At 40.2% G+C, this 21,548-nt stretch carries 18 protein-coding genes and 1 riboswitch; of the genes, 9 read left to right on the forward strand and 9 right to left on the reverse strand.

Annotation, left to right across the window (positions count from 1 at the left end; genetic code table 11):
* Positions 1-518, forward strand: a 518-nt coding sequence (locus tag AC33VI_RS06420) for an RNaseH domain-containing protein (protein ID WP_491781438.1), incomplete at its 5' end; no start/stop codon positions are given.
* A gap of 35 nt (positions 519-553) precedes the next feature.
* Here the strand turns inward: AC33VI_RS06420 and AC33VI_RS06425 are convergent.
* Entirely contained in the window at positions 554-1,060 is a 507-nt protein-coding gene (locus AC33VI_RS06425) for a hypothetical protein (protein ID WP_491781439.1), read from the reverse strand.
* Between the two features lie 239 nt (positions 1,061-1,299).
* Positions 1,300-1,437, forward strand: a riboswitch (cyclic di-AMP (ydaO/yuaA leader).
* 268 nt (positions 1,438-1,705) lie between these two features.
* Between AC33VI_RS06425 and AC33VI_RS06430 the strand changes: the two genes are divergently transcribed.
* On the forward strand, positions 1,706-3,826 hold the full coding sequence (locus AC33VI_RS06430) for a cation:proton antiporter (protein WP_491781440.1): 2,121 nt from the start codon (positions 1,706-1,708) through the stop codon (positions 3,824-3,826).
* A 69-nt stretch (positions 3,827-3,895) separates the two neighbouring features.
* Here the strand turns inward: AC33VI_RS06430 and AC33VI_RS06435 are convergent, their stop codons facing one another.
* The 5 genes from AC33VI_RS06435 to AC33VI_RS06455 form a co-directional block, all read right to left on the reverse strand.
* Positions 3,896-4,042, reverse strand: a complete 147-nt coding sequence (locus tag AC33VI_RS06435; RefSeq protein ID WP_491781441.1) for a hypothetical protein — start codon at positions 4,040-4,042, stop codon at positions 3,896-3,898.
* A 1-nt stretch (position 4,043) separates the two neighbouring features.
* Positions 4,044-4,616: a hypothetical protein gene (locus AC33VI_RS06440; protein WP_491781442.1), complete on the reverse strand. Its 573-nt coding sequence runs from the start codon at positions 4,614-4,616 to the stop codon at positions 4,044-4,046.
* Between the two features lie 17 nt (positions 4,617-4,633).
* A complete protein-coding gene (locus tag AC33VI_RS06445; protein ID WP_491781443.1) occupies positions 4,634-5,848 on the reverse strand; it encodes a type II secretion system F family protein in 1,215 nt (404 codons plus the stop codon).
* A 69-nt stretch (positions 5,849-5,917) separates the two neighbouring features.
* On the reverse strand, positions 5,918-7,027 hold the full coding sequence (locus AC33VI_RS06450) for a type IV pilus twitching motility protein PilT (protein ID WP_491781444.1): 1,110 nt from the start codon (positions 7,025-7,027) through the stop codon (positions 5,918-5,920).
* Between the two features lie 40 nt (positions 7,028-7,067).
* Positions 7,068-9,071: a GspE/PulE family protein gene (locus tag AC33VI_RS06455; protein WP_491781445.1), complete on the reverse strand. Its 2,004-nt coding sequence runs from the start codon at positions 9,069-9,071 to the stop codon at positions 7,068-7,070.
* 214 nt (positions 9,072-9,285) lie between these two features.
* Here AC33VI_RS06455 and grpE point away from each other — a divergent pair, with 214 nt between their 5' ends.
* From grpE to rsgA, 5 genes are all read left to right on the forward strand, one after another.
* A complete protein-coding gene (gene grpE, locus AC33VI_RS06460; protein WP_491781446.1) occupies positions 9,286-10,038 on the forward strand; it encodes a nucleotide exchange factor GrpE in 753 nt (250 codons plus the stop codon).
* 140 nt (positions 10,039-10,178) lie between these two features.
* Positions 10,179-12,182: a molecular chaperone DnaK gene (gene dnaK / locus AC33VI_RS06465; RefSeq protein WP_491781447.1), complete on the forward strand. Its 2,004-nt coding sequence runs from the start codon at positions 10,179-10,181 to the stop codon at positions 12,180-12,182.
* A 164-nt stretch (positions 12,183-12,346) separates the two neighbouring features.
* Positions 12,347-13,486 (forward strand): molecular chaperone DnaJ, encoded by a 1,140-nt coding sequence (gene dnaJ / locus AC33VI_RS06470; RefSeq protein WP_491781448.1) that lies wholly within the window; start codon positions 12,347-12,349, stop codon positions 13,484-13,486.
* Positions 13,483-13,767 (forward strand): sulfurtransferase TusA family protein, encoded by a 285-nt coding sequence (locus AC33VI_RS06475; protein WP_491781449.1) that lies wholly within the window; start codon positions 13,483-13,485, stop codon positions 13,765-13,767. Before dnaJ ends, AC33VI_RS06475 begins: the two co-directional genes overlap by 4 nt.
* Positions 13,764-14,867: a small ribosomal subunit biogenesis GTPase RsgA gene (rsgA, locus tag AC33VI_RS06480; RefSeq protein ID WP_491781450.1), complete on the forward strand. Its 1,104-nt coding sequence runs from the start codon at positions 13,764-13,766 to the stop codon at positions 14,865-14,867. The genes AC33VI_RS06475 and rsgA overlap by 4 nt, the downstream gene beginning before the upstream one ends.
* On the opposite strand, the gene AC33VI_RS06485 is transcribed toward rsgA, so the two are convergent.
* Both AC33VI_RS06485 and AC33VI_RS06490 read right to left on the reverse strand, forming a co-directional pair.
* Positions 14,864-16,393: a phosphomannomutase/phosphoglucomutase gene (locus AC33VI_RS06485; RefSeq protein ID WP_491781451.1), complete on the reverse strand. Its 1,530-nt coding sequence runs from the start codon at positions 16,391-16,393 to the stop codon at positions 14,864-14,866. The two genes, rsgA and AC33VI_RS06485, sit on opposite strands and share 4 nt — an antisense overlap.
* Before the next feature lie 412 nt (positions 16,394-16,805).
* Positions 16,806-18,938: a choice-of-anchor L domain-containing protein gene (locus AC33VI_RS06490; protein WP_491781452.1), complete on the reverse strand. Its 2,133-nt coding sequence runs from the start codon at positions 18,936-18,938 to the stop codon at positions 16,806-16,808.
* Between the two features lie 111 nt (positions 18,939-19,049).
* Between AC33VI_RS06490 and AC33VI_RS06495 the strand changes: the two genes are divergently transcribed.
* Positions 19,050-20,492, forward strand: a complete 1,443-nt coding sequence (locus tag AC33VI_RS06495) for a protein adenylyltransferase SelO (RefSeq protein WP_491781453.1) — start codon at positions 19,050-19,052, stop codon at positions 20,490-20,492.
* Between the two features lie 59 nt (positions 20,493-20,551).
* Here the strand turns inward: AC33VI_RS06495 and phnF are convergent, their stop codons facing one another.
* Positions 20,552-21,253: a phosphonate metabolism transcriptional regulator PhnF gene (gene phnF / locus AC33VI_RS06500; protein ID WP_491781454.1), complete on the reverse strand. Its 702-nt coding sequence runs from the start codon at positions 21,251-21,253 to the stop codon at positions 20,552-20,554.
* Between the two features lie 146 nt (positions 21,254-21,399).
* Here phnF and AC33VI_RS06505 point away from each other — a divergent pair.
* The coding region (locus AC33VI_RS06505; protein WP_491781455.1) for a phosphonate C-P lyase system protein PhnG at positions 21,400-21,548 on the forward strand (149 nt) is incomplete at its 3' end.

The raw sequence follows: 21,548 nt of genomic DNA on the forward strand, positions 1-21,548 counted from the left end.
AAAATCCTGATGTACCAGAAAAACATAATATTTTACCTGGACAATTAAAGCGAAAATTATCCAAGCAGGAAAAAGAGCGTCTATCTATAGTTCGTTTTAGAGAAACAAAACAAAATGAAACCCCAGTAGCTATTCGTAAGGATAATCCTGGCAGTAGATCGATTGATGGTATTTACAAGTGGAAAAATGTTTGCGACGATCTAGAACAAAATGTTTATTTGAGCATCAGAAAACCTTTAAAAACCGAACAAGGATTGCTAAGAAAAGCACAATCTCGTCTAGATAACGGCAAACAAGGTGCAGGGAATACTAAACCAATAGAAATAGTTATTGTTTATAGTTCGAGTATAGAACAAGATACACTGGCTAAATTCGTACATAATTTGCGCGATCGCAATCCTTATTTTTCTGACTTCAATACTCTACCTTTTCCCTTTACTTTAGCCATTCCCACCAAAGAATATGCGATCGGTATTAGGGATAGAGTTGAGTCTGACGGCTCGGATGAAGAAGAGTAACTCAATAATTTAATTTATACAACATGGGAAATTAATTAATCAGTCTCTCGATCGATGTTTGGATGCAGCTTGACAAAATCTTTTATTAATTGAAGTCCTAATTGTTCGGAATTAAATCCTAATTGAGTTGCTAATTTATCAAATTGTTCTTTTTCGTCAATGCTATCAAAATTCACAAACAAAGTTTTGGGATGGTTATCAGAAGAAGCAACACGCCATAATTGAGTTAACCTGTATTCATTACTGTCTGACTTTTCTAACTGAGCTATAAACTCTGCCTTAAGATAATGAAAACTACGATGTTCTTGTTCGCGATCTACATAAGTGTGGTATTTATCCAATAATCTTCTTTCTACTTCTTCTGGTGAAATAATCTCAGCCCTCTGGACTCGACTACTCAATCCATCTGACCATATGCGATCGAATAGTTTAATTAACTTTTCATCTTCCATTGCTTTGCGAGCATCATAATCTATGCCAAATAGCTTATTTGCTCCATATCTTGTCATCCGAACTTTATCTGTGTCATCAACGAAAATCATCTTAAGTCTGTAAGTAATATTTTATATTTTGTTAAGCTGTAGTTTAAAACAAAATTGTAATAATTTGCGCGATCGCATTCTCTAGTCTTCTAAACAAATAATCTAGAGAGTATAAAGCTCAATTGGTACGACTTGCAGTTTGTCAAAATTGACACAGGAAAGACATAAAGTATCAACACTAATCGTTTATTTTGAGTTTGGATCGAAAAATCTAGAGTTCAGTCAGCCTAATTCATTTGTTGAGCTTAGTGTCTACATTAGGATCAACTACGGAAGCGGGGAAACCAATATTGGGGCGCATTTCTAGCTAGCTTAGAAAGGGACATCTCTCAGTCCTAGCCCGTCAGCTAACCTCGTCGGCATTGAGAGGAGATTGGAGAAACAATATCAAATTATTGTTCTCATTTCCTTGGTTACTAACTGCTCTCTACAAGCTGTAAAAGCAGCACTGTCTAGTTACTCAGGAGACTAATCTATGTTTATCTTGGCAAACCCATAAAAGCTTAATAAAAACTTCCGTACTAAATAACCTTGCCAGTTGGAAATAACTATCTGGCTGGCAGATCATACCTCTGATTCTAAGTCAGTCAGATAAAACTGACTTATTTTTCTTGAATACAATTATTGAATCCATAGCCATTTCCAATGACTCAGACTCTCAATTTTATTCATCAGATATTTCATACTCCCATCGCTAGTTTTACCATCTTGTTGATGGCAAGTTTGCTAATTCCTCCTTGGTTTGAGAAATTACGCTTGCCTGGGTTAGTGGGGTTATTATTGGCGGGGGTTATTTTTGGTTCGAGTGGTTTAGGATTATTAGACCCCAAAAGCGAAACAATTAAATTATTTTCGGATATTGGCAAGCTATATCTGATGTTTGTGGCGGGTTTGGAAATTGACTTAGAACAGTTTCGCCTCAAGAAAAATCGTTCTTTGGGTTATGGCTTTGCTACTTTTTTCTTACCCTTAGTTATGGGTGCGTTAATCGGTAGAGTTTTTGGTTTTGGTTGGACTAGTTCGATTCTAATTGGTTCGCTATTTGCTTCCCACACTTTGTTGGGCTATCCCATCGTGCAGCGTTTGGGGTTAGTGGAAAATGAAGCGGTAATTGTCACCATTGGGGCGACTATCTTTACTGATATTAGTTCTTTGTTGGTGTTAGCAATCTGTGTTTCGATTCACGGCGGAGAGTTTTCTTTATTTAGTCTCAGTATTCAATTAGGTTCGTTGGCGATTTATTCAGCAATAGTATTATTTGGTTTTGATTGGGCGGGAAAAGAATATTTTCGCCGTACGGGAGACGATGAGGGCAACCAGTTTTTATTTGTGTTATTAGCAATCTTCCTGGCGGCGGTGGGGGCACAGATTATCCACGTCGAACAGATTATTGGGGCATTTTTGGCGGGTTTGGCGGTTAACGATGTGGTGGGGCGCAGTCCAGTTAAAGAGAAAGTAGAATTTGTGGGCAGTGTCTTGTTTATTCCCTTCTTTTTTGTGGGTATGGGATTGTTACTAGACGTGCCAGTGTTTATTGAGACTTTAAGTAATGACTTAGGTTTAACTATTGCGATCGCTCTTGGTTTATTGGTCAGTAAATTTTTAGCGGCATTGGTAGCTAAAGTTCTCTACCGCTACAGTTGGGACGAAACGATGGTGATGTGGTCTTTATCGATTCCCCAGGTAGCAGCAACTCTAGCAGCAGCTTTGGTAGGACTACAGGTAGGGCTGATAAATGAAGTGGTATTTAATGCGATCGTAGTCTTAATGTTAGTTACATCAATGGTTGGACCTTTGTTAACTGACAGATTTGCCCCGAAACTCCATCCCCTCGAAACTATCTATCAACAGGATAAAGCTTTACCCAATTCTTTGTGGTGGGAAAAAAAGGCGATCGATCGTCCTAGTCTTAACCAGTCTAGCTTTAAAGCGATTGTTCCCATCGCCAATCCCCTAACGGAAAAATATCTAATTGAAATAGCGGCTTTACTCGCCCGTCACGAGTCGGGAAGCATCATTCCTCTTTCTATAGTGCAAACTTCCCCCCAAATTCAAGATTTTGAATTCGATCTGGCAGTCCAAAAAAGTCGTAAATTGCTACAACAGGCAGAAAAACTCAGTCAAGAATTTGAGGTCAAATCTCAACCCACCCTGAGAATTACCGAAGATGTCACCAAAGGAATCATTCGCCTAGCCCGCGAAAAACAAGCCAATTTAATTATTATGGGTTGGAGCGAACCAATGGGATTGCGATCGCCCTTCAGGGCGGTGCGCGCAGCGCAATCGCGTTTATTTGGCAATCTGATTGATAGCGTTATGTGGTCGGCACATTGTCCAGTAGCGGTGATGCGTTTGCTAGAAGAACCCATCGATATTAAACGTTTATTAGTCCCTGTTAAAACCCTGAACCCTCAAACTATTAGAACGATTCGTTTCGCTCAATTATTGGCAGACACCAATGAAGGTTCGGTAACTCTACTTCATGTTTGTCCTCCTCAAACTACTACCGAAGATATCGAAAACATAGAAGTTCAATACGATCGCTTGCTACTCGAAGCCTTTCCTCAGGTAAATTCCACGATTAAAATCGTCAAAAGTGACAATGTATCTCAAGCCATTCTACGAGAAACTGCAATGGTAGATATGGTTATCTGGCGATCGCTGAGAAGGCGTACCGCAGGAGGACTGGCAATTAGCGATGTTACCCACGGAGTTATGGATAAACTAGCTTGTTCGATGGTTTTGTTTGGCGAACCTCATGATTAATATTGAAATACTAAAGCGAAGGAAGATAGTCTTACGAATTACGGAAATACCCAGACTTAATTATAAGTTTTAAGGAGGTTTATCAAGACAATCAATGCGATCGAAGAGAAAGTTGTTATCGCCAGCAAAAGGAAATCCATAGTAAGAGCGATCGCTTTTTGTATTTGCTTTGATTTTAGGGCTAATTGTACGTTTGCTACCAACAATAAAAAACAAATTATTCAGATAATGTTGCTTCAGTTTCGACTTCAACTGAAGCAAAATGAGATTGCACCACGAAGGGAAAACCAGCCCCAGACAAGCCCTGTTTGATGCGACTGCTAGTTCCTTCAAAAACTACAAATAGAGGATTAATTTCCTCTGCGGCTTCGCTAATAATGTGTTGTTCGTTAGGAGGCATCAACCATTCATAGTCCCGATCTAAATAAATTTGAGTTTGTCGCCAGCGATTAATCAAATCTGAAAAATCTTCTTCAGGACGGTGAATAAAAACAATAATTTCCGCCCCTACTTTAATTTGCCATTCTGGATCGCACATCAAAATCCCTAAATCGCAAGGAATAGCAGTAGCCACGCGAGGCACTTTTGTCTGCAAAGGATTATTAGAATCTAAATCTGGACGACGAATGCGAACTACAGGCAGAGGAATGGTAATCAAACTTTGTTCTGGACGGCGAATACTCGGTAATGCTTCCAAATAAGGACGATGTTGCTTTAATAAAGCGATCGCTCCCTGGCGGGTGGTATATTCTGCCAGCCAAATTTCATAATCAGATTGTTTAACAGACACGCGATCGCTCCTTACAATTATGCCAACTGGTCGAAGATCGAGAACATTGGTAAATACATCGACAGTAGAATCGTACCTACCATTAGGGCTATACCCACCATCATAATCGGCTCGATCATACTGGTAAGGGCTTTAACAGCTTGTTCTACTTCATCTTCATAAAAGTCGGCAACTTTTTCCATCATGCCGTCCAATTCCCCAGTTTCTTCTCCAATACTAATCATTTGAATAGATAAAGCAGGAAAAACATTCTCTTTCTGAATTGCCAAAGAAATCATTCCCCCTTGTTGAATATCTTTCTTTGCTGCCTGAACTGCGTTAATAATTACCTGATTGCCGATAGTATTACAAACAATATCAAAACACTGCAATACTGGTACTCCCGAACGAGTTAGCGTACCGAATACACGACAAAAGCGAGCTACGGCAATTTTTTCGTTCAGATCGCCAAATAAAGGCATTTTGAGAAAGAATCCATCTATCTGTAAGCGACCCATAGGAGTTTTGTAATAAGTCCGAAAGAGAAAACTAATAACAATAAAGGCTACAACAGGAATAAAAACCTTCCAGCTGCGGAGAATATCGCTAATGGTTAACATGGTTCTGGTTAAAAGCGGTAATTCCGCACCCAAAGATTCAAAAATCCCCCCAAATACAGGAATCAAAAAGATCGTCATCCCCAAAAAAGCCACTACAGCAAAAATACCTACCGTGACGGGATAGGCCATTGCCGATTTAATCTGATTCTGCAAAGCAGCCATATCTTCGAGTAATTTAGAAAGACGCATCAAGACTTCATCTAGCACCCCACCAGCTTCTCCAGCTTCAACCATGTAAACATATAAATCGTTGAAACATTCGGGATGCTTGCTCATAGCATCAGAAAGACTAGTACCCTGCTGTACTTCAGCACTGATTGCTAACAGAGCTTTTTTAAGTTTAGGGTTTGGTGCTTGGTCTGACAAAATTCCCAAAGCCCGAATAATAGCTACCCCCGCATTAACCATTACCGAAAATTGGCGCGAAAATACAGCTTTATCCTTCACTGTGACTTTAGCTAAGGCTAGTTCTAAAGCAGAAAGATCGATTTCAAAGCTAGATTTACTAACCTTCCCAACGGCTACGTACCTATTTTTGAGTACTAAGCGAGCTTGTTCGGCAGAAGCTGCTTCAATTTTCTCCTTAAAAACCTTACCCGAATGATCTTTTACTTTTGCTACAAATATAGACATAAATCAATCAATAATTGAGTTGCGATCTAAAAAATAATTAGTTGAATAAATAAATCGAATCTTTAGCCTTTAACGGCGTTTAGCACCCTTAGCCATACTCATTCCCCCTGCTGCACCAGCAAGACGCTGTAGTTCGTCGGGTCGAGAACTCTTAGCAATTCCTTCTTCCATGCTGATAATGCCTTTTTTTACTAAATTAGCTAGTGCTTGTTCCATTGTTTGCATATCTAGTTTTGCTCCTGTTTGAATTGCAGAATAAACCATGGCAGCCTTACCTTCCCGAATCAGGTTAGAAATTGCTGGAGTAACTACCATAATTTCCTGCGCCATAACCCGCCCGAATTCTCCAGGTTTGGGATTTTTCTTTTTGGCTAGGGTTTGACTGAATACAGCAATTAAAGAGTTAGATAGCATCGCTCTAATTTGCGCCTGTTGACCTGCGGGGAAAACATCAATAATTCTATCTACCGTACCCGAAGCAGAATTAGTGTGTAATGTTCCAAATACCAAGTGACCTGTTTCTGCGGCAGAGATTGCCAAAGATATGGTTTCCAAATCTCGCATCTCCCCTACCAGAATGATGTCTGGATCTTCCCGTAAAGCAGCCTTGAGAGCGTTAGCAAAACTTTTGGTGTCTTCCCCCTTTTGTCTTTGATGAAAGAGACTTTTGATATTGTCAAAGACGTATTCAATGGGATCTTCTACCGTCAGAATATGTTCGCCTCGGGTACGATTGATTAAATCTAACATTGCGGCTAAAGTTGTCGTTTTTCCCGAACCTGTAGGACCCGTGACCAAAATCAATCCTCTAGGTCTTTCGGTCATATTTCTCACTACGTCGGGCAAACCTAACTGATCGAAGTTGGGAATTTTAGAAGATAAGGCACGCAAACAAGCAGCATAACAACCTCTTTCCTTGTAAACATTAACTCGAAATCGAGCCAAGCCTTTCACCCCATAGGCGCAGTCAAGTTCCCAGTTTTGCTCTAATTCTTTTCTCTGGGTATTGTTGAGCATACTAAAAATCAATCTTTGACATTCTTGGGGAGTAAGATCGTCGCCGATAGGAGTCAATTTACCACTAATCCGAAAATAAACTGGCGCGCTAGCTTGCACGTGCATATCAGAGCCTCCCATCTCCACCAGTTGTTCCATCAAATCTTCAATCATCAAATCCATAATCCTGTCCTCTTCAAAACGCTGTAATATTTTTATTTACTTAACTAAAACGGGGAGTCATACAGTAAGGACAGTCCAACCATTCTGGTTGTAATTCCGCACTACAAGTAAGACAAGTCAAACCACTTTTCCGTTTGGCTTTCAATTCTGCTTCCAATCCAGAGTCAGTAAAAGTAACCCGTTCTACTTCTTCTAAAGTGGTATGCCCTTCCTTAACTAGGTTTAGACTATAAGCCAAAATCGTGATCATACCTTCTTCAACAGCAGCTTCTTTAATACGGTCTGTATTTGCTCCTTCATTAACTAAGGCTTGCAATCGTTCGGAATTTTTCATCACTTCGTAAACTCCGACTCTTCCTTTGTAGCCTACGCCACCACATTTAGAACAGAGAGAGTTACTAGCCTTGGCTTGAGCGATTTCTTCTGTATTTAAAGTATTAGCTTTAAAAAAAGTAACTTCTTCTTCTGCCCCAGCAGACAAACCAAAGCGAGATAGTTCGGCATGAGTAGGATTGTAGGCAATCCGACATTCACTACAAACTCTTCGCATCAGCCTTTGTGCTAAAACTCCGACTAAAGCACCAGAAATCATAAAAGGTTCGACTCCCATCTCATCTAAGCGGGCGATCGCTCCTGCTGCATCATTGGTGTGTAGAGTAGTCAGTACTAAGTGACCAGTTAGAGCAGCTTCAATGGCAGTTTTAGCGGTCTCTGAGTCCCTCGTTTCACCCACCAGAATTACATCGGGATCTTGTCGCAAGAAAGCTCTTAAAATAGCCGCAAAGTTCATCCCTTTTTCTCGAATCACTTGTACCTGGGTAATACCATCGAGAGAATATTCAATTGGGTCTTCAGCAGTACTAATATTAATATCAGGACTATTTCTTTCTGCTAATACCGAATAAAGACTGGTAGATTTACCAGATCCTGTTGGCCCAGTTACCAACAAAAGACCGAAAGGACGTTTTGCCATATCCCGAACCAATTCCAAAGTAGCTGGATGAGAAATTAGCTTATCTAGACCGAGTTGAGTCGCAGAGTTATCTAAAATCCGCAAACAAACTTTTTCTCCGTAACGACTTGGTAGGGTATTGACCCGAAAGTCTACCTTTCTACCTTGAAACATCCGCCGAATTTTACCATCTTGGGGCAGACGTTTTTCAGCAATATCTAATTCCGCCATAATCTTGAAACGAGCTACTACCGCAGGAATAATTTTTTTGGGCATCGGATCGAAAGGTTGTTGCAAGACTCCGTCTTTGCGATATCTAACTTTAAGAGTTTGCTCTTGGGGTTCGACATGAATATCTGACACACCATCTTGTAGTGCTTTAGCGAGAATTTTGTTGACCAGAGTAATAATGGGTGCTTGTTGCGCTTCGCTAGCTGCCCCTAAATCGTCAGCAAGTTCGTCATCCGCTTCTTCTAAGTTAAAATCAAGATTATCTAAATCTAGAGAAACATCAACATTAACTTCTTGTTTCTTGGCAGTTTCCTTTTTAACCTGCTCGTCTAAAAATCCATCAATTAACTGTTGATAATCTTCCTGAGTAATTACCTGTCGTTTGAGTTTAATTCCTTTGGGTCTTAAAATTCGATTAAGATCGTCTTGGGCTTCAAGATTTTCAGGATCTACCATTGCTACCAATAAGGCTGCTGGCTCTTCTTCTTGACGAATGGGAATGAGTCGGTAGCGACGGCAAAGATCCAAAGGAATCAATGAATTAATTAATTCCTCCATTTGATTGTCAGCAAATTTCTCAGTTTCAATTTCTGGATCTACAGACTCAACTCCATAGAGGATTTTTAGTTCAAATAATTGGTGTTTTTTATATTGCCGTAGCAAATCTGGCGGTAATTTTTTTCCTGTAGCCGACTCGATCGCCTCTACCAAAGAACGACCCGTCTTGCGACTTTCAGCCAAAGCCTTCTGCATTTTATCGCCATCAATGAATCCTTTTTGTACTAATTGGTTGCCAAAGGGAGATAAATTACTACGCAGGGCGATCGCCCGAGTTTTTTTGGAAGAGGAATAAGAAGCCATAAAATCTACAAATATCTCAGTCTTGTTTTTTAGTGTTCCCCAAAGTTTTATTAAAATTTCAACTACCTAGGACAAAAGATATTTTTTAAGATTTCAGCTTTTGATCGTATTTGGGGCTCTAAAACAATTTTTGAGTTAGATTTCAACTAAAGCTATTAGTTAACATAGATAATGCAATATCCTATATTTTGTATGTGAAGTTATAAATATCCTTATGAGTGAAGAGCAGAAAACAACAGAAATCCAATCTGACAATCCAGAGGTAGCAGTTGTCGAAGACATCTCCAACCCTACTGATGAGAATCAAAATATTGAAGACTCCCATGTAGAGTCAACCGAATATAACGAAGAAACGTCGCTGCCAGAAGAAACTGAAAGCGATCTTACTGCCGAACAAGAAGAGATTTTTGCTGCTTTTCAACAAGAAAACGCCAATCTCAAGCAACTTTTAGATGAAAAAAGCGCGCAGCTTGATTTAAGTAAAGCTCAGTATGCTAGATTAGCTGCTGATTTTGAGAATTTTCGCCGTAGAACTGCCAAGGAAAAAGAACATTTGGAACTGCAGGCAAAAAAAGATGTGATTACTCTTTTGCTTCCCGTTGTAGATAATTTCGAGCGAGCTAGAACTCAACTAAAACCTGAGACTGAAGGGGAAAAATCGATTCACGGCAGCTATCAAGGTGTTTACAAAACTTTAGTTGATTGTCTGAAAAAAATGGGAGTTGCAGCAATGCGTCCTGAAGGAAAAGAATTCGACCCCAATTTTCATGAAGCAATGTTGCGAGAGGCAACCAACGAATATCCCGAAGGAACTGTGATCGAACAGTTAATGCGAGGATATACTTTGGGAGATACAATCTTGCGTCATGCTATGGTCAAAGTTGCTGTTCCTCAAGAACCTGTGATAACTTCGGAAGAGAAAAACACAGAAGAAGAAATGCAGGAAAATAATAACCCATCATCCTAAAGCTTCAAACATCCTTCATTAAGGAGGTTTGAGGCAGGATAGCTTGATTTCGGTATCTTAATTAATGCCGATTGTTAATCCAATTTTGCTGTTTACTTCTCCAAAATCTATAGATAAATGAAAATTACTGCCTAAGCACTATGGCAAAAGTTATCGGTATTGACCTGGGAACTACCAACAGTTGTGTTGCTGTGCTTGAAGGAGGCAAGCCTGTAGTCATTGCCAACTCAGAAGGTGCACGCACGACCCCAAGTATGGTGGCGTTTGCCAAAGGTGATACTCGTTTAGTCGGTCAACTAGCAAAAAGACAATCAGTTACTAACGCTCAAAATACCGTTCATAGTATTAAGCGTTTCATCGGTCGTCGTTGGGAAGATACAGAGGAAGAGCGATCGCGAACCCCTTATAAATGCGTTCCTGGTCGAGACGATACTGTAGACGTTAAAATCGGCAACCGTAACTATACTCCCCAAGAAATTTCGGCAATGATTCTGCAAAAACTGAAAGCAGATGCCGAAAGTTTTTTGGGAGAACCCATCAAAGAGGTTGTCATAACCGTTCCTGCCTATTTTACAGATGCCCAGAGACAGGCAACTAAAGATGCTGGGACTATTGCTGGCTTGGATGTTCTGCGTATTGTTAACGAACCTACCGCTGCTGCCCTAGCTTATGGTTTGGACAAGCAAGATAGAGACGAAAATATTTTGGTTTTCGACCTCGGAGGTGGAACTTTTGACGTCTCGATTTTACAATTGGGCGGCGGTGTTTTTGAAGTCAAGGCTACATCGGGAAATAATCATCTGGGTGGGGATGATTTTGATAATGTTATTGTTCGCTGGATGATTAAAGATTTTTATGCCCAAGAAGAAATTGACTTGCGCACGGACAAAATGGCATTACAGCGGATGCGAGAAGCAGCGGAAAAAGCCAAAATAGAGCTATCTACAGCCCCGACAACTTCAATTAATTTACCGTTTATCACTGCTGATGAAACTGGTCCAAAACATATTGAAATGGAGTTAACTAGGGCTAAATTTGAAGAACTATCGAAAGAACTAATTCATAAAACTCTAGAGCCAGTTAAATTTGCTCTCAAAGATGCCGACCTAACCCCAAAAGAAATAGATCGCATTATTTTGGTTGGTGGTTCGACTCGCATTCCTGCAGTTCAATCAGCTATCAAAACTATTTTTGATGGGATGCAAATAGATCGTTCCGTTAATCCTGATGAAGCCGTAGCTTCAGGTGCTGCTATTCAAGCAGGGGTTCTGGGTGGAGAAGTTGAAGATATTTTACTGCTCGATATTACCCCTCTGTCTTTGGGCTTGGAGACTTTGGGCGAAGTATTTACTAAAATTATCGAACGAAATACTACAGTTCCTACTAGTAAATCACAAATATTTTCTACCGCTGCTGACGGTCAAACTAGCGTTGAAATTCACGCTCTTCAAGGAGAAAGAGCGATGGCAAAAGACAATAAAAGTTTGGGCAAATTCTTATTGACGGGAATCCCTGTCGCTCCAAGAGGAATGCCTCAGATTGAGGTTACTTTTGAAATGGATGTAAACGGGATTTTACAGGTTTCCGCTCAAGATAAGGGTACGGGCAAACAACAAAGTATTACAATTTCTAATACTGGTGGTTTGAGTTCTAACGAAGTAGAACGGATGCGTATTGAAGCAGAAGAATATGCCGAACAAGATCGTCGCAATATAGAACTAGTGAAGTTGAAAAATCAAGCTGAGAATTTGATTTACAACTATGACTCTACCCTAACCGAACAAGGAGATTTAATTAGAGACGAACTCAAAGCGAAAATGGCTAGGACTAAAGAAGAATTTAGAATTGCCTGTAACAATCCCCACAGCACTTTAGGTGAAATTAATGGTATTTTGGATAAGTTACATCAAACATTGCTAGAAATTGGTACGGATGTGTACCAACAAAAAAATTCTGAGGGTGATGACTCTTTTATGTTTGATGATGATGATTTCGCCGATGCCAAAAGTGAAATGGATAGAGCGCAAAGTAGTAATGATAGTGTGAAAGCGGTAGTTAGTATTTCTAATGATATTAATATTGAAGGTGGTGAAGAACTAGGCTTAGATGACACATCTTATGATGATTACGAATCAGTAGATTAAGTCAAAAAAAGCTACAACATTATCAAGTAATCGCTATATAAATCTATTTAGATGGGTACGATCTAAATAGAAATCTTCAATTCTTAGTAGTAACCGTACTATATTTTCTATTGACGATTTTGCTAAAGTACATTCAATAAACCATAGGAAAAAATTAAGATTTTATGGCAGGGGACTACTATCAAATCCTGGGTGTATCCCGCGATGTAGATAAAGATGAATTAAAGCGCGCCTATCGTCGTTTGGCTCGCAAATACCATCCCGATGTCAACAAAGAAGCGGGAGCCGAAGAAAAGTTCAAAGAAATCAATCGTGCCTATGAGGTTCTATCAGAGCCTGAGACTCGTGCCAGATACGATCGCTTTGGTGAAGCAGGACTTGGCGGTGGCGCAGGCGGTGGAGCAGGCTATGACTATAGCGATATGGGCGGTTTTGCCGATATATTTGAAACTATCTTTAGTGGATTTGGCGGTGGTGTCGGCACTGGTGGCGGTCAATCTCGTCGTCGCAATGGCCCAGTTCGGGGTGACGATCTAAGATTAGATCTGAAGCTGGATTTTCGCGAGGCTGTGTTTGGTGGGGAAAAGCAAATCAAAATTCCCCATTTAGAATCCTGTGGAACTTGTAATGGTTCTGGTGCTAAACCAGGTACGGGTGCTAAAACCTGCGGTGTCTGTGGTGGTAGTGGTCAAGTGCGTCGGGCGACTCGGACTCCTTTTGGTAGCTTTGCTCAAGTATCTGCTTGTACTAACTGTAACGGTACGGGTCAGGTAATTGAAGAAAAATGTCCTACTTGTCACGGTGCGGGCAGGTTGCAGGAAACAAAAAAACTTAAAATTACTATTCCTCCTGGGGTAGACAATGGAACTCGCCTTAGAGTCTCTGGAGAAGGGGATGCTGGAATGCGAGGCGGTACGTCGGGAGATTTATATGTTTATTTATTTGTCGAACCCGATCGCGAATTTGTTCGAGAAGGAATCAATATTAAATCAGAGACTTCGGTTAGTTATTTACAAGCAATTTTAGGCTGTACTTTAGAAATTAACACGGTAGATGGGAAAGAAGAATTAACGATCCCTGCGGGAACTCAACCCAATACAGTTCTAACTTTGGAAAATAAGGGAGTACCTAAACTCGGAAATCCCGTCAGTCGAGGCAATCACTTGATTACCGTCAAGATTGATATTCCGACAAAAATTAATGCAGAGGAAAGAGAACTATTAGAAAAACTCGCTACAGTTCGAGGGGAAGCTACGGGTAAAGGTGGCAAAGAAGGATTTTTGGGAGGTTTGTTCAATAAATGAATTCTGCCGCCGATAATTTCCCAGGTACGGATAATGCTACTTCCCCTATGGCAGATGCTCATCTAGACCTGCGGGGTACTCCCTGTCCGATTAATTTCGTCCGCACCAAACTTCGTCTCCAGCAAATGTCCCCTGGTTGTTTATTAGAAGTTTGGCTGGATGGGGGCGAACCCATAGAGCAAGTACCCGACAGTTTGAAAATGGAAGGCTATCAAATAGAAAGATTACAAGAAGAGGATGGTTTCTTTTCTTTGCTGGTTCGTCGTCCTTCTGCATCGTGAACGATTTGAATCGCGAACTATGGGAAAGTAATGGGGTTGTGACCGATGGTTTGATGGGGACTGTGGTTGCAGTCCAGGCTAATTTTTATCAAGTTAAATTAGAAACCGATCGCTCTCATTTTTTGCTTTGCACTCGTCGTACCAGACTCAAGAAAATTGGGCAAAAAGTTATGGTGGGAGATCGCGTGGCGATTGAAGAGCCAGATTGGCAAGATAATCGCGGGGCAATCTCTCAAGTACTACCTCGGACTACTGAGTTGGCACGTCCCCCGATCGCCAATGCGGATTTGGTTTTATTGGTCTTTGCTCTAGCAGAACCTAGTTTAGATCCCTGGCAATTGAGCCGCTTTTTAGTTAAGGCAGAGTCTACCTCATTAAAGCTATGTCTCTGTTTGAATAAATGCGATTTAATTACAACCGCCCAACAGCAGCAATGGCAGAAACGTTTGCAGCAATGGGGATATAGCGCAAATTTTGCGAGCGTGACTCAGCAATTTGGTCTTGAGGATTTAGCCAAGAATCTAAACCATAAAATTACGGTAGTAGCTGGACCTAGTGGCGTGGGCAAATCTAGTTTGATTTCTGCTCTAATTCCCGATCGCAGTCTGCGGGTGGGCAAGGTATCGGGTAAGCTTCAACGAGGTCGCCATACTACTCGTCACGTGGAGTTATTTGAGCTTCCTGGGGGTGGATTGTTGGCAGATAGCCCAGGGTTCAACCAGCCCGATTTGGACTGTTTGCCGAGGGATTTGGCGCGGTATTTCCCCGAAGCTAGAGCTAGATTAAATCAAAATAGCTGTCAATTTAGCGACTGCCTCCATCGGGATGAACCTGGATGTGTCGTTCGGGGAGATTGGGAAAGATATGAATATTATCTAGATTTTTTAGATAAGGCGATCGCCCGTCAAGAAAATTTACAGAAACAACCAGATCGGGAATCTAGCCTCAAGCTAAAAGTAAAGCGATCGGGAAAAAGTCAATATGAACCCAGATTGCAAACTAAAAAATATCGTCGAACTTCCCGCAAAACCAGACATCAAAATTTACAAGATATTTACGAAAATCAGTTGCAAGAAGAACGAGACGATCTTTTAAATTAATAGTCTGTTAGAGAAGTTATATCTAAGGCAGCAAAATCTTGAAAGAATTTTGAGAGACGAGGAACTATATTTTTAATTCCTCCCGTAACATTGGATTCTATATTGAGGGGTATTACAGGATCGTGGAGAGATAAACGCAAGAGAAACCAGCCCTTCTCGGTATCTGAATTGCAAGCTATCCTGACTCCTTCATAATTATTGGGTACGATTGTCCAGTCTTTTTGGCTGCTAGCAAAATCTTGAAGGCGATCGATCACATTATTGCCATAGCTTTTAAAATCTTCCCGAGCGATTTTCAGTCTAAATTCTTCGCTTTCTAAAGGTTCTTGGAGATCGACAATGAGACTAGTTAAAGATTTATTATTTAATTTACTCTTAGCCAATTCGATTAAAAGCTTAGTGGCTAGATAAGCACCATCGTCGAGAAAGTAATTTTCTTTCATCGCCCCATGTCCCGAAGTTTCGATCGCCAGCCAAGATTCTGTACCTGAATTGTTCAGTCTAATAGCTTCGTTAATGACATTTTTATAACCTCGTTTGAAACGATGGTGTTTGCCCCCTAAATTAGCCTCAATAAATTTGGTCAAGCCATCGGAAGTAATGGAATCGGTAACCACAGTCGAACCTGGATGTTCTTGGAGGACTATGGCAGAAATCAAAGCGATCGCCCGATTGCGATTGATTTCCCTACCTTCAGAGTCTACTGCTGCCACGCGATCGACATCGGTATCGAAAATAATGCCAAAATCTGCTTGATTGTTAACAACTGCTTGGCAAATTGCCTCCATTGCCTGTTGGTTTTCAGGGTTGGGAATATGATTGGGAAACATTCCATCGGGTTCGAGAAATTGACTACCAGTAGTATCGGCACCCAAGGGTTTGAGAACTTTATCGACATAGAAGCCACCAGCACCATTGCCCGCATCCACGACTATTTTCAAACCCGTTAAAGGGCGATCGTAATTATCGGGATGGTTTACCCCTTTACGAATAGTTTCTGCCAGTTGAGCGGCATAAATAGCAATAAAATCTCTATTTTCAACTTCTCCTTGAGTATTGTGAGTAACTAATTTACCCGATGCTGCGATCGCTAAAATCTCTGTAATATCTGGTTTGCCCAAACCACCTTGGGGAGTAAAAAATTTCAAACCATTACGATTAAATGGTAAATGACTGGCAGTAAGCATAATCGCCCCATCGCAATTAAAGCCATCGGTTATAGTACTCATAAACATCGCGGGAGTCGAAGCCAGATCGAAGTTATAAACTTGAGAACCCGCGATCGTAATTCCTTCCGTTACAGCTTTAGTTAAAGTTTCCCCTGAAAGACGACTATCTCTACCAATACTTACTGTTAACTCTGAAGTTGCTTTACCCGTTTTATCTGCCAGCCAACTAACAAAAGCATTTCCGATTGTTTTAACTACATCAGGAGTTAGATTTACTGCTTCATCCGCAACTCCTTCCAAAGCCACACCGCGAATATCCGAGCCATTCTGTAGTTTCTTCCAGTCTGTATTAACCATTTTTTATAACTTTATCTAATAATGCGATCTGCCGAATATTCTAGATGTTATTACTATGGCGATTGGCTGGATGTAATCATATTTTTAGCAATTAAAATCTAGGGTTTAAATTTATGCGATCGAGATTGTGATTATTTTTGTCACCTCAGTTCGATTTACAGCCGTTTTCAGTTGAATAGCTCTCTTTGAAAATTTACTAGTTCCTAGTTTTTAGTTTTTAGTTCTTAGTTCTTAGTTTTTAAAGTTTAATTATGTGGTCTACCCATGTGAAAAGCGCAGTAAGAAGATTTATTTGTCAAGTTAGCTTCTTGCTTTAGGGCTTTTGCGATCGCCTTCTAGATGACCAATTACTCTCTCTCAATCCGAAAAAGATTATCGGTTCTGGCGATCGCTCGATGTTCAATATTTATCTTTAAAGTTCGGGTACAGGATCGACGTAGAAAGCAATACCATCCCCACCACCTTCAGGTTCGTAGTCGGGAGATTCTAAGAAGAAATCTCTTTCTTCAGCATTGGGAGTGTAGAAATGAGCGTCTAAACTAGGATTGTAAAAACGATATAAAGGAACTGTGCCTTCTTCTTGAGTTTCGTAACCATAATAAGGAGTACCTTCAAAAACGTAGTTATCTAGATTGTCTTCTACAAAATTTCTTTCGTTTTCGTCCGAAGTATAAAGATGAATGCCCGTACTGCGGTTAAAGAAGCGATATACAGGAAGAGTTCCTGTCAAGGGATCGGTTTCTGCTTCTGGGGGAGTTACGCCGAAAAAAGATATACCCTCAAGTTCGTATTGAGGCAAAGTATCTAACACGACATCTCTTTCTAGTTCGGTAGTGGTATAAAACTGGGTTTGAGTATCGGTTCTAAAAAACCTATATACAGGAACTCCTGTAATATCTTTATTTTCTTGAATTTGATTACCAGTGATTTGAACTTGGTAGTCTGCAACAACACCATAGTCAGCACGTACGATCTGTATGTAATTTTTACCAGGATTAAGATCGCCTAAAGAAGCATCATTGACGTTAAAATTGGTAGGATTACCGACACCAAATCTATATTCCCCATTAACCCAAACCAAAATGCTATTGTCGATAACAAAATCAGCCGTTACATTTTGGATACCATTTTCACCGCCATCTACTTCGTAAATAATTGCTGTCTCAGTATTGACATCCCAGCTTTGTGGGATTGATTGTAAGTCGCTCCAAAATCCATTTTGAATGGCAGATTCTGGATTGTCTAGCCAATCTCCTAGTTCACCGACCGTACTAATATCTGGCTCAGTACTAAAGTCAGCTGTTGGTACTCCTGTAGATACATTTGGTCCTGGAAAAAAACTAGCTAGGGGATCTGAAGGATCGCCAGGATATAAGTCTCCGATCGAGCTATTGTAGTAACCTTCTGTTGAATTTGTGACTAACTCTATTTCTTCTGAGTCTTGAACTGTAGGCTCTAAAGTATCAGTGCTAATGCTCTCATCGCCATATTGAATGGTTTCCACATTGGTTAGAGTGTCGGTAAATTCTCCACCATCGTTATCACCGCTAACTGTAATAGAATTACCATCAGTTTCAGTAGTCAATTCGTCTTGGTTACCACTGTAAATAACAGTATCGTTTCCGTCTCCCCCATCAATACTGTTACTACTGCCGATGCCACCAAAAATTAGATCGTCTCCTGCCCCTGCATCGACAATATCGTTACCGTTGCCAGGATTGATCGTATCGTCACCTGCCAAACCTTCAATAAATTGATCTGTAGGATCGCCAATGATTTCATCTGCTTCTTCTGTACCAGGAGCGTTTAAAACTACACCACTGCCATCATCTCCAGTTGCTACTCCACTGGTAGTTAAGTTTGAGATAAATAAGCCAGAGTCAAAAATTTGATCTCCCGTATCGGCGATCGCAAATCTAATAGTATTTTCTCCCTGTTCGACTGGTGCAACCACACTCAAGACGGAACTTACGCCATCGTATTCGATGGGTATAGAATTATCGGCATTGTCTTGAAAATTACCTACATTAAGATTTTCGCTAATAATGCTTAAAGGTTGATTGGGTTCGTTATTAAATAGTCCAACATTTTGACCGTTAAGAAAAACAGCACCAACATCAACGAAAAAACTATCGGAGAATTCAGGAAATTCGTCAGAACCAAAAACCAAGTTGAAAGATACAGACTCTACATTAGGATCGCTAACATTGAAACTAAATTCTAGAGAGTTAATATCTTGTACTTCACCACTTTCTTCAAAAGCACTATCGGCAACTGCTTGTAGTTGAGGATCGGGAGCAATACCTTCTTGTTCTAAACCAAAATTAACTGTAGTGTTGTTGGTAGGAGGATTGCCATCTCCCGAAGTTAATAGAATTCCCTCGCCAATTCCGAATTCTGGGATGCTGCCATCATAAAAAGAAGTTTGACCGTCTACACCAATAAAAGTAATACTATCGGGATCGATTTCAATTCCAGAATCATCAACCACGATCGCATTAACTAAATCTAAAGGATTGGAGGTGGAGCTATATTCTTCAAACATTAAATTATCTGTTTATCACATTGGTGAGATTATGTATTTTATTATGTATTTCCTCAAGAGGATATGCAGGATAATAAGTAGCTAGATTTAATTAAATTCCCTAAATTACTTTTGACTAATAATTATTCCAATCCCTTGCTCGATCTCCCCTACGAACCTGTAATGGAAAATTGGGGCGATGATTATTACGATGTAGTGGGTGCTGCGGAGTTTCCCGCCCATTGGTTGCGTTTCCGCAACGATTTGTTATTGCCATCTCTAGGCTTAGATCCTCAAGATGTCAGCAACGCAGATTTTATTGAAGCTTTTGGCAAATTTAAGAGCGTGCGTCCTTTTTTAGCTCTTCGTTATCACGGCTATCAGTTTGGGGCTTACAATCCCTTTTTAGGAGACGGTAGAGGTTTTTTATACGGACAGGTAAGGGGTATTGATGACAACCTCTACGATTTTGGCACGAAAGGTTCTGGTAGGACTCCCTATTCCCGTAGTGCTGATGGCAGACTAACCCTTAAAGGGGGAATAAGAGAAGTTTTGGCTGCGGAGGCATTACATCAACTGGGAGTAAATACTTCTCGCTGTCTCAGTTTAATCGAAACGGGAGAATCTTTGTGGCGAGATGACGAGCCTTCTCCGACTCGCTCTTCAGTCATGATTAGGTTTAGCAATTCTCACATTCGCTTCGGTACTTTTGAAAGACTTCACTACCTTAAACGTCCCGATCTGATTGCTAAGTTATTGGATGGAGTTATTGAAGTTTATTATGCCGATATTCCTAATACAGAAGATAAATATGTACTATTCTACGATGCTCTAGTCGATCGCGTTGCCCGATTGTGCGCTCAATGGATGGCAGCGGGTTTTTGTCATGGGGTATTAAATACCGATAATATGTCAATTACAGGGGAAAGTTTTGATTATGGTCCTTATGCTTTTATTCCAACCTATGAAGCTCGCTTTACGTCGGCTAGCTTTGATTATGGCGGACGTTATAGTTATGGCAATCAGCCCTACATTTGTCGGTTAAATTTGGAAATGCTGCAATTGCCTTTGGGCATGGTGACGGAAAAATCTGCTTTAGAAGTGGCGTTAACAGAATTTGACAATCGCTACCAGAAATATTATCAACAGTTGATGGGGCAAAAATTAGGGTTTATAGAACATACTTCGCTATTTTCTGAAATGCTAGAAACGACAATTCAGTTACTGAGAGATAGCGATCTCAGCTATCATGGATTTTTTGCCGAATTAGCCCAGGAATTTAATTTTGGTTGGCGCGAAGATAGCAAGCTGATTTTAGAAAATGCCAGTTTTATTAACAGTCAAGAAAGCTTTGTTGAAGATACATTATTTAATCGTTGGCGCAGTACTTATCATAAATGCTTGAATCAAGTGTCTTTAGACGAAATGGAAGATATAGGCGATCGCTTGAGCTTTTATAATCCTCCTACCGCTTTATTGCGACCTATCATTGAATCTGTATGGCAAGCTATTGCTGAAGATAATAATTGGCAACCTTTTGACGATTTGGTAAACAAGCTACAAACAAAAAATTAACCTTTTGAATTTTGAATTAAGGTCTGGAAAACAGAACAATATTCCCTTTAACCTTGCATTTAACTAAAAATTAGTTCCATCATTTCCCCACAAAATCTAGTTACGCCATATTCAATTTTTCGCCCATCATCATCGCAATTAATCGACTCGGCTAAAAGAATCGGATAGTTAGAGGAAATCCGTAACAGTCTAGCATCAGTTTCTCGTACTATACGGGCGGAAACTTTAGTAGAAACTCGAATATGTTCGCAAGCGTAGATTTCCTTCAACATTTGGGAAATAGATTTGTATCTCTTCCAAAAATAGATAAATTCAGGAAACATCTCTGCGGGAAAATAACTGCTACCAATACTAATTGGGCGATCGCTCGCTAATCCCAATCGTTCGATTAAAATTACTTTTGCTCCTGCTTCAATTTCTAAGGCTTTGGCGATCGCATTATCCGCAGGAATTTCGATCGCCTTTAAAGTTTGATAGCTAGGAGTTAAACCCTGTGCTTTGAGATTTTCGTTATACCTGACTCGCTTTCCTACGGGATATTGGATCGGTGTTTGTGCTACATACATTCCCCTACCCCGATCTACTCTGATTAATCCTTCTTCTTTAAGTAGGGCGATCGCATTTCTGATGGTATGTCGGTTAACGTTGAATCTCTCTGATAAGTTTTTCTCTGTCGGTAACTTATCCCCTGGTTGATATACGGCTTCTTCAATATTTGTTCTCAACTCATCGGCTATTTGTGTGTATCTCGGTTTGTTCATTTTGAGGAATGAATAAGTAGTAATTAATAGTTAATAATTTTTGAGTCTTGTAAAAGATTATTTTTTACGATATCTTGATTATTAGTCTAGATGTCTAGACAAATTTTAACAGCAGTTCAAGCATTAATTAACCACAGGTTAAGAACATGAAACAAGCAAGACAAGCTTGGATGGCAACCTTGGCTAAATCTTCCGTAGCAGATTTAGAACAACGAGTTAAAACATTAGGAAAATTGCCTAAATATACATTTTTGCGTAACTCGGAAATAGGTTTAGCAATGGTGCGGGGGAGGGC

The sequence above is a fragment of the Waterburya sp. genome (genome assembly GCF_058530065.1).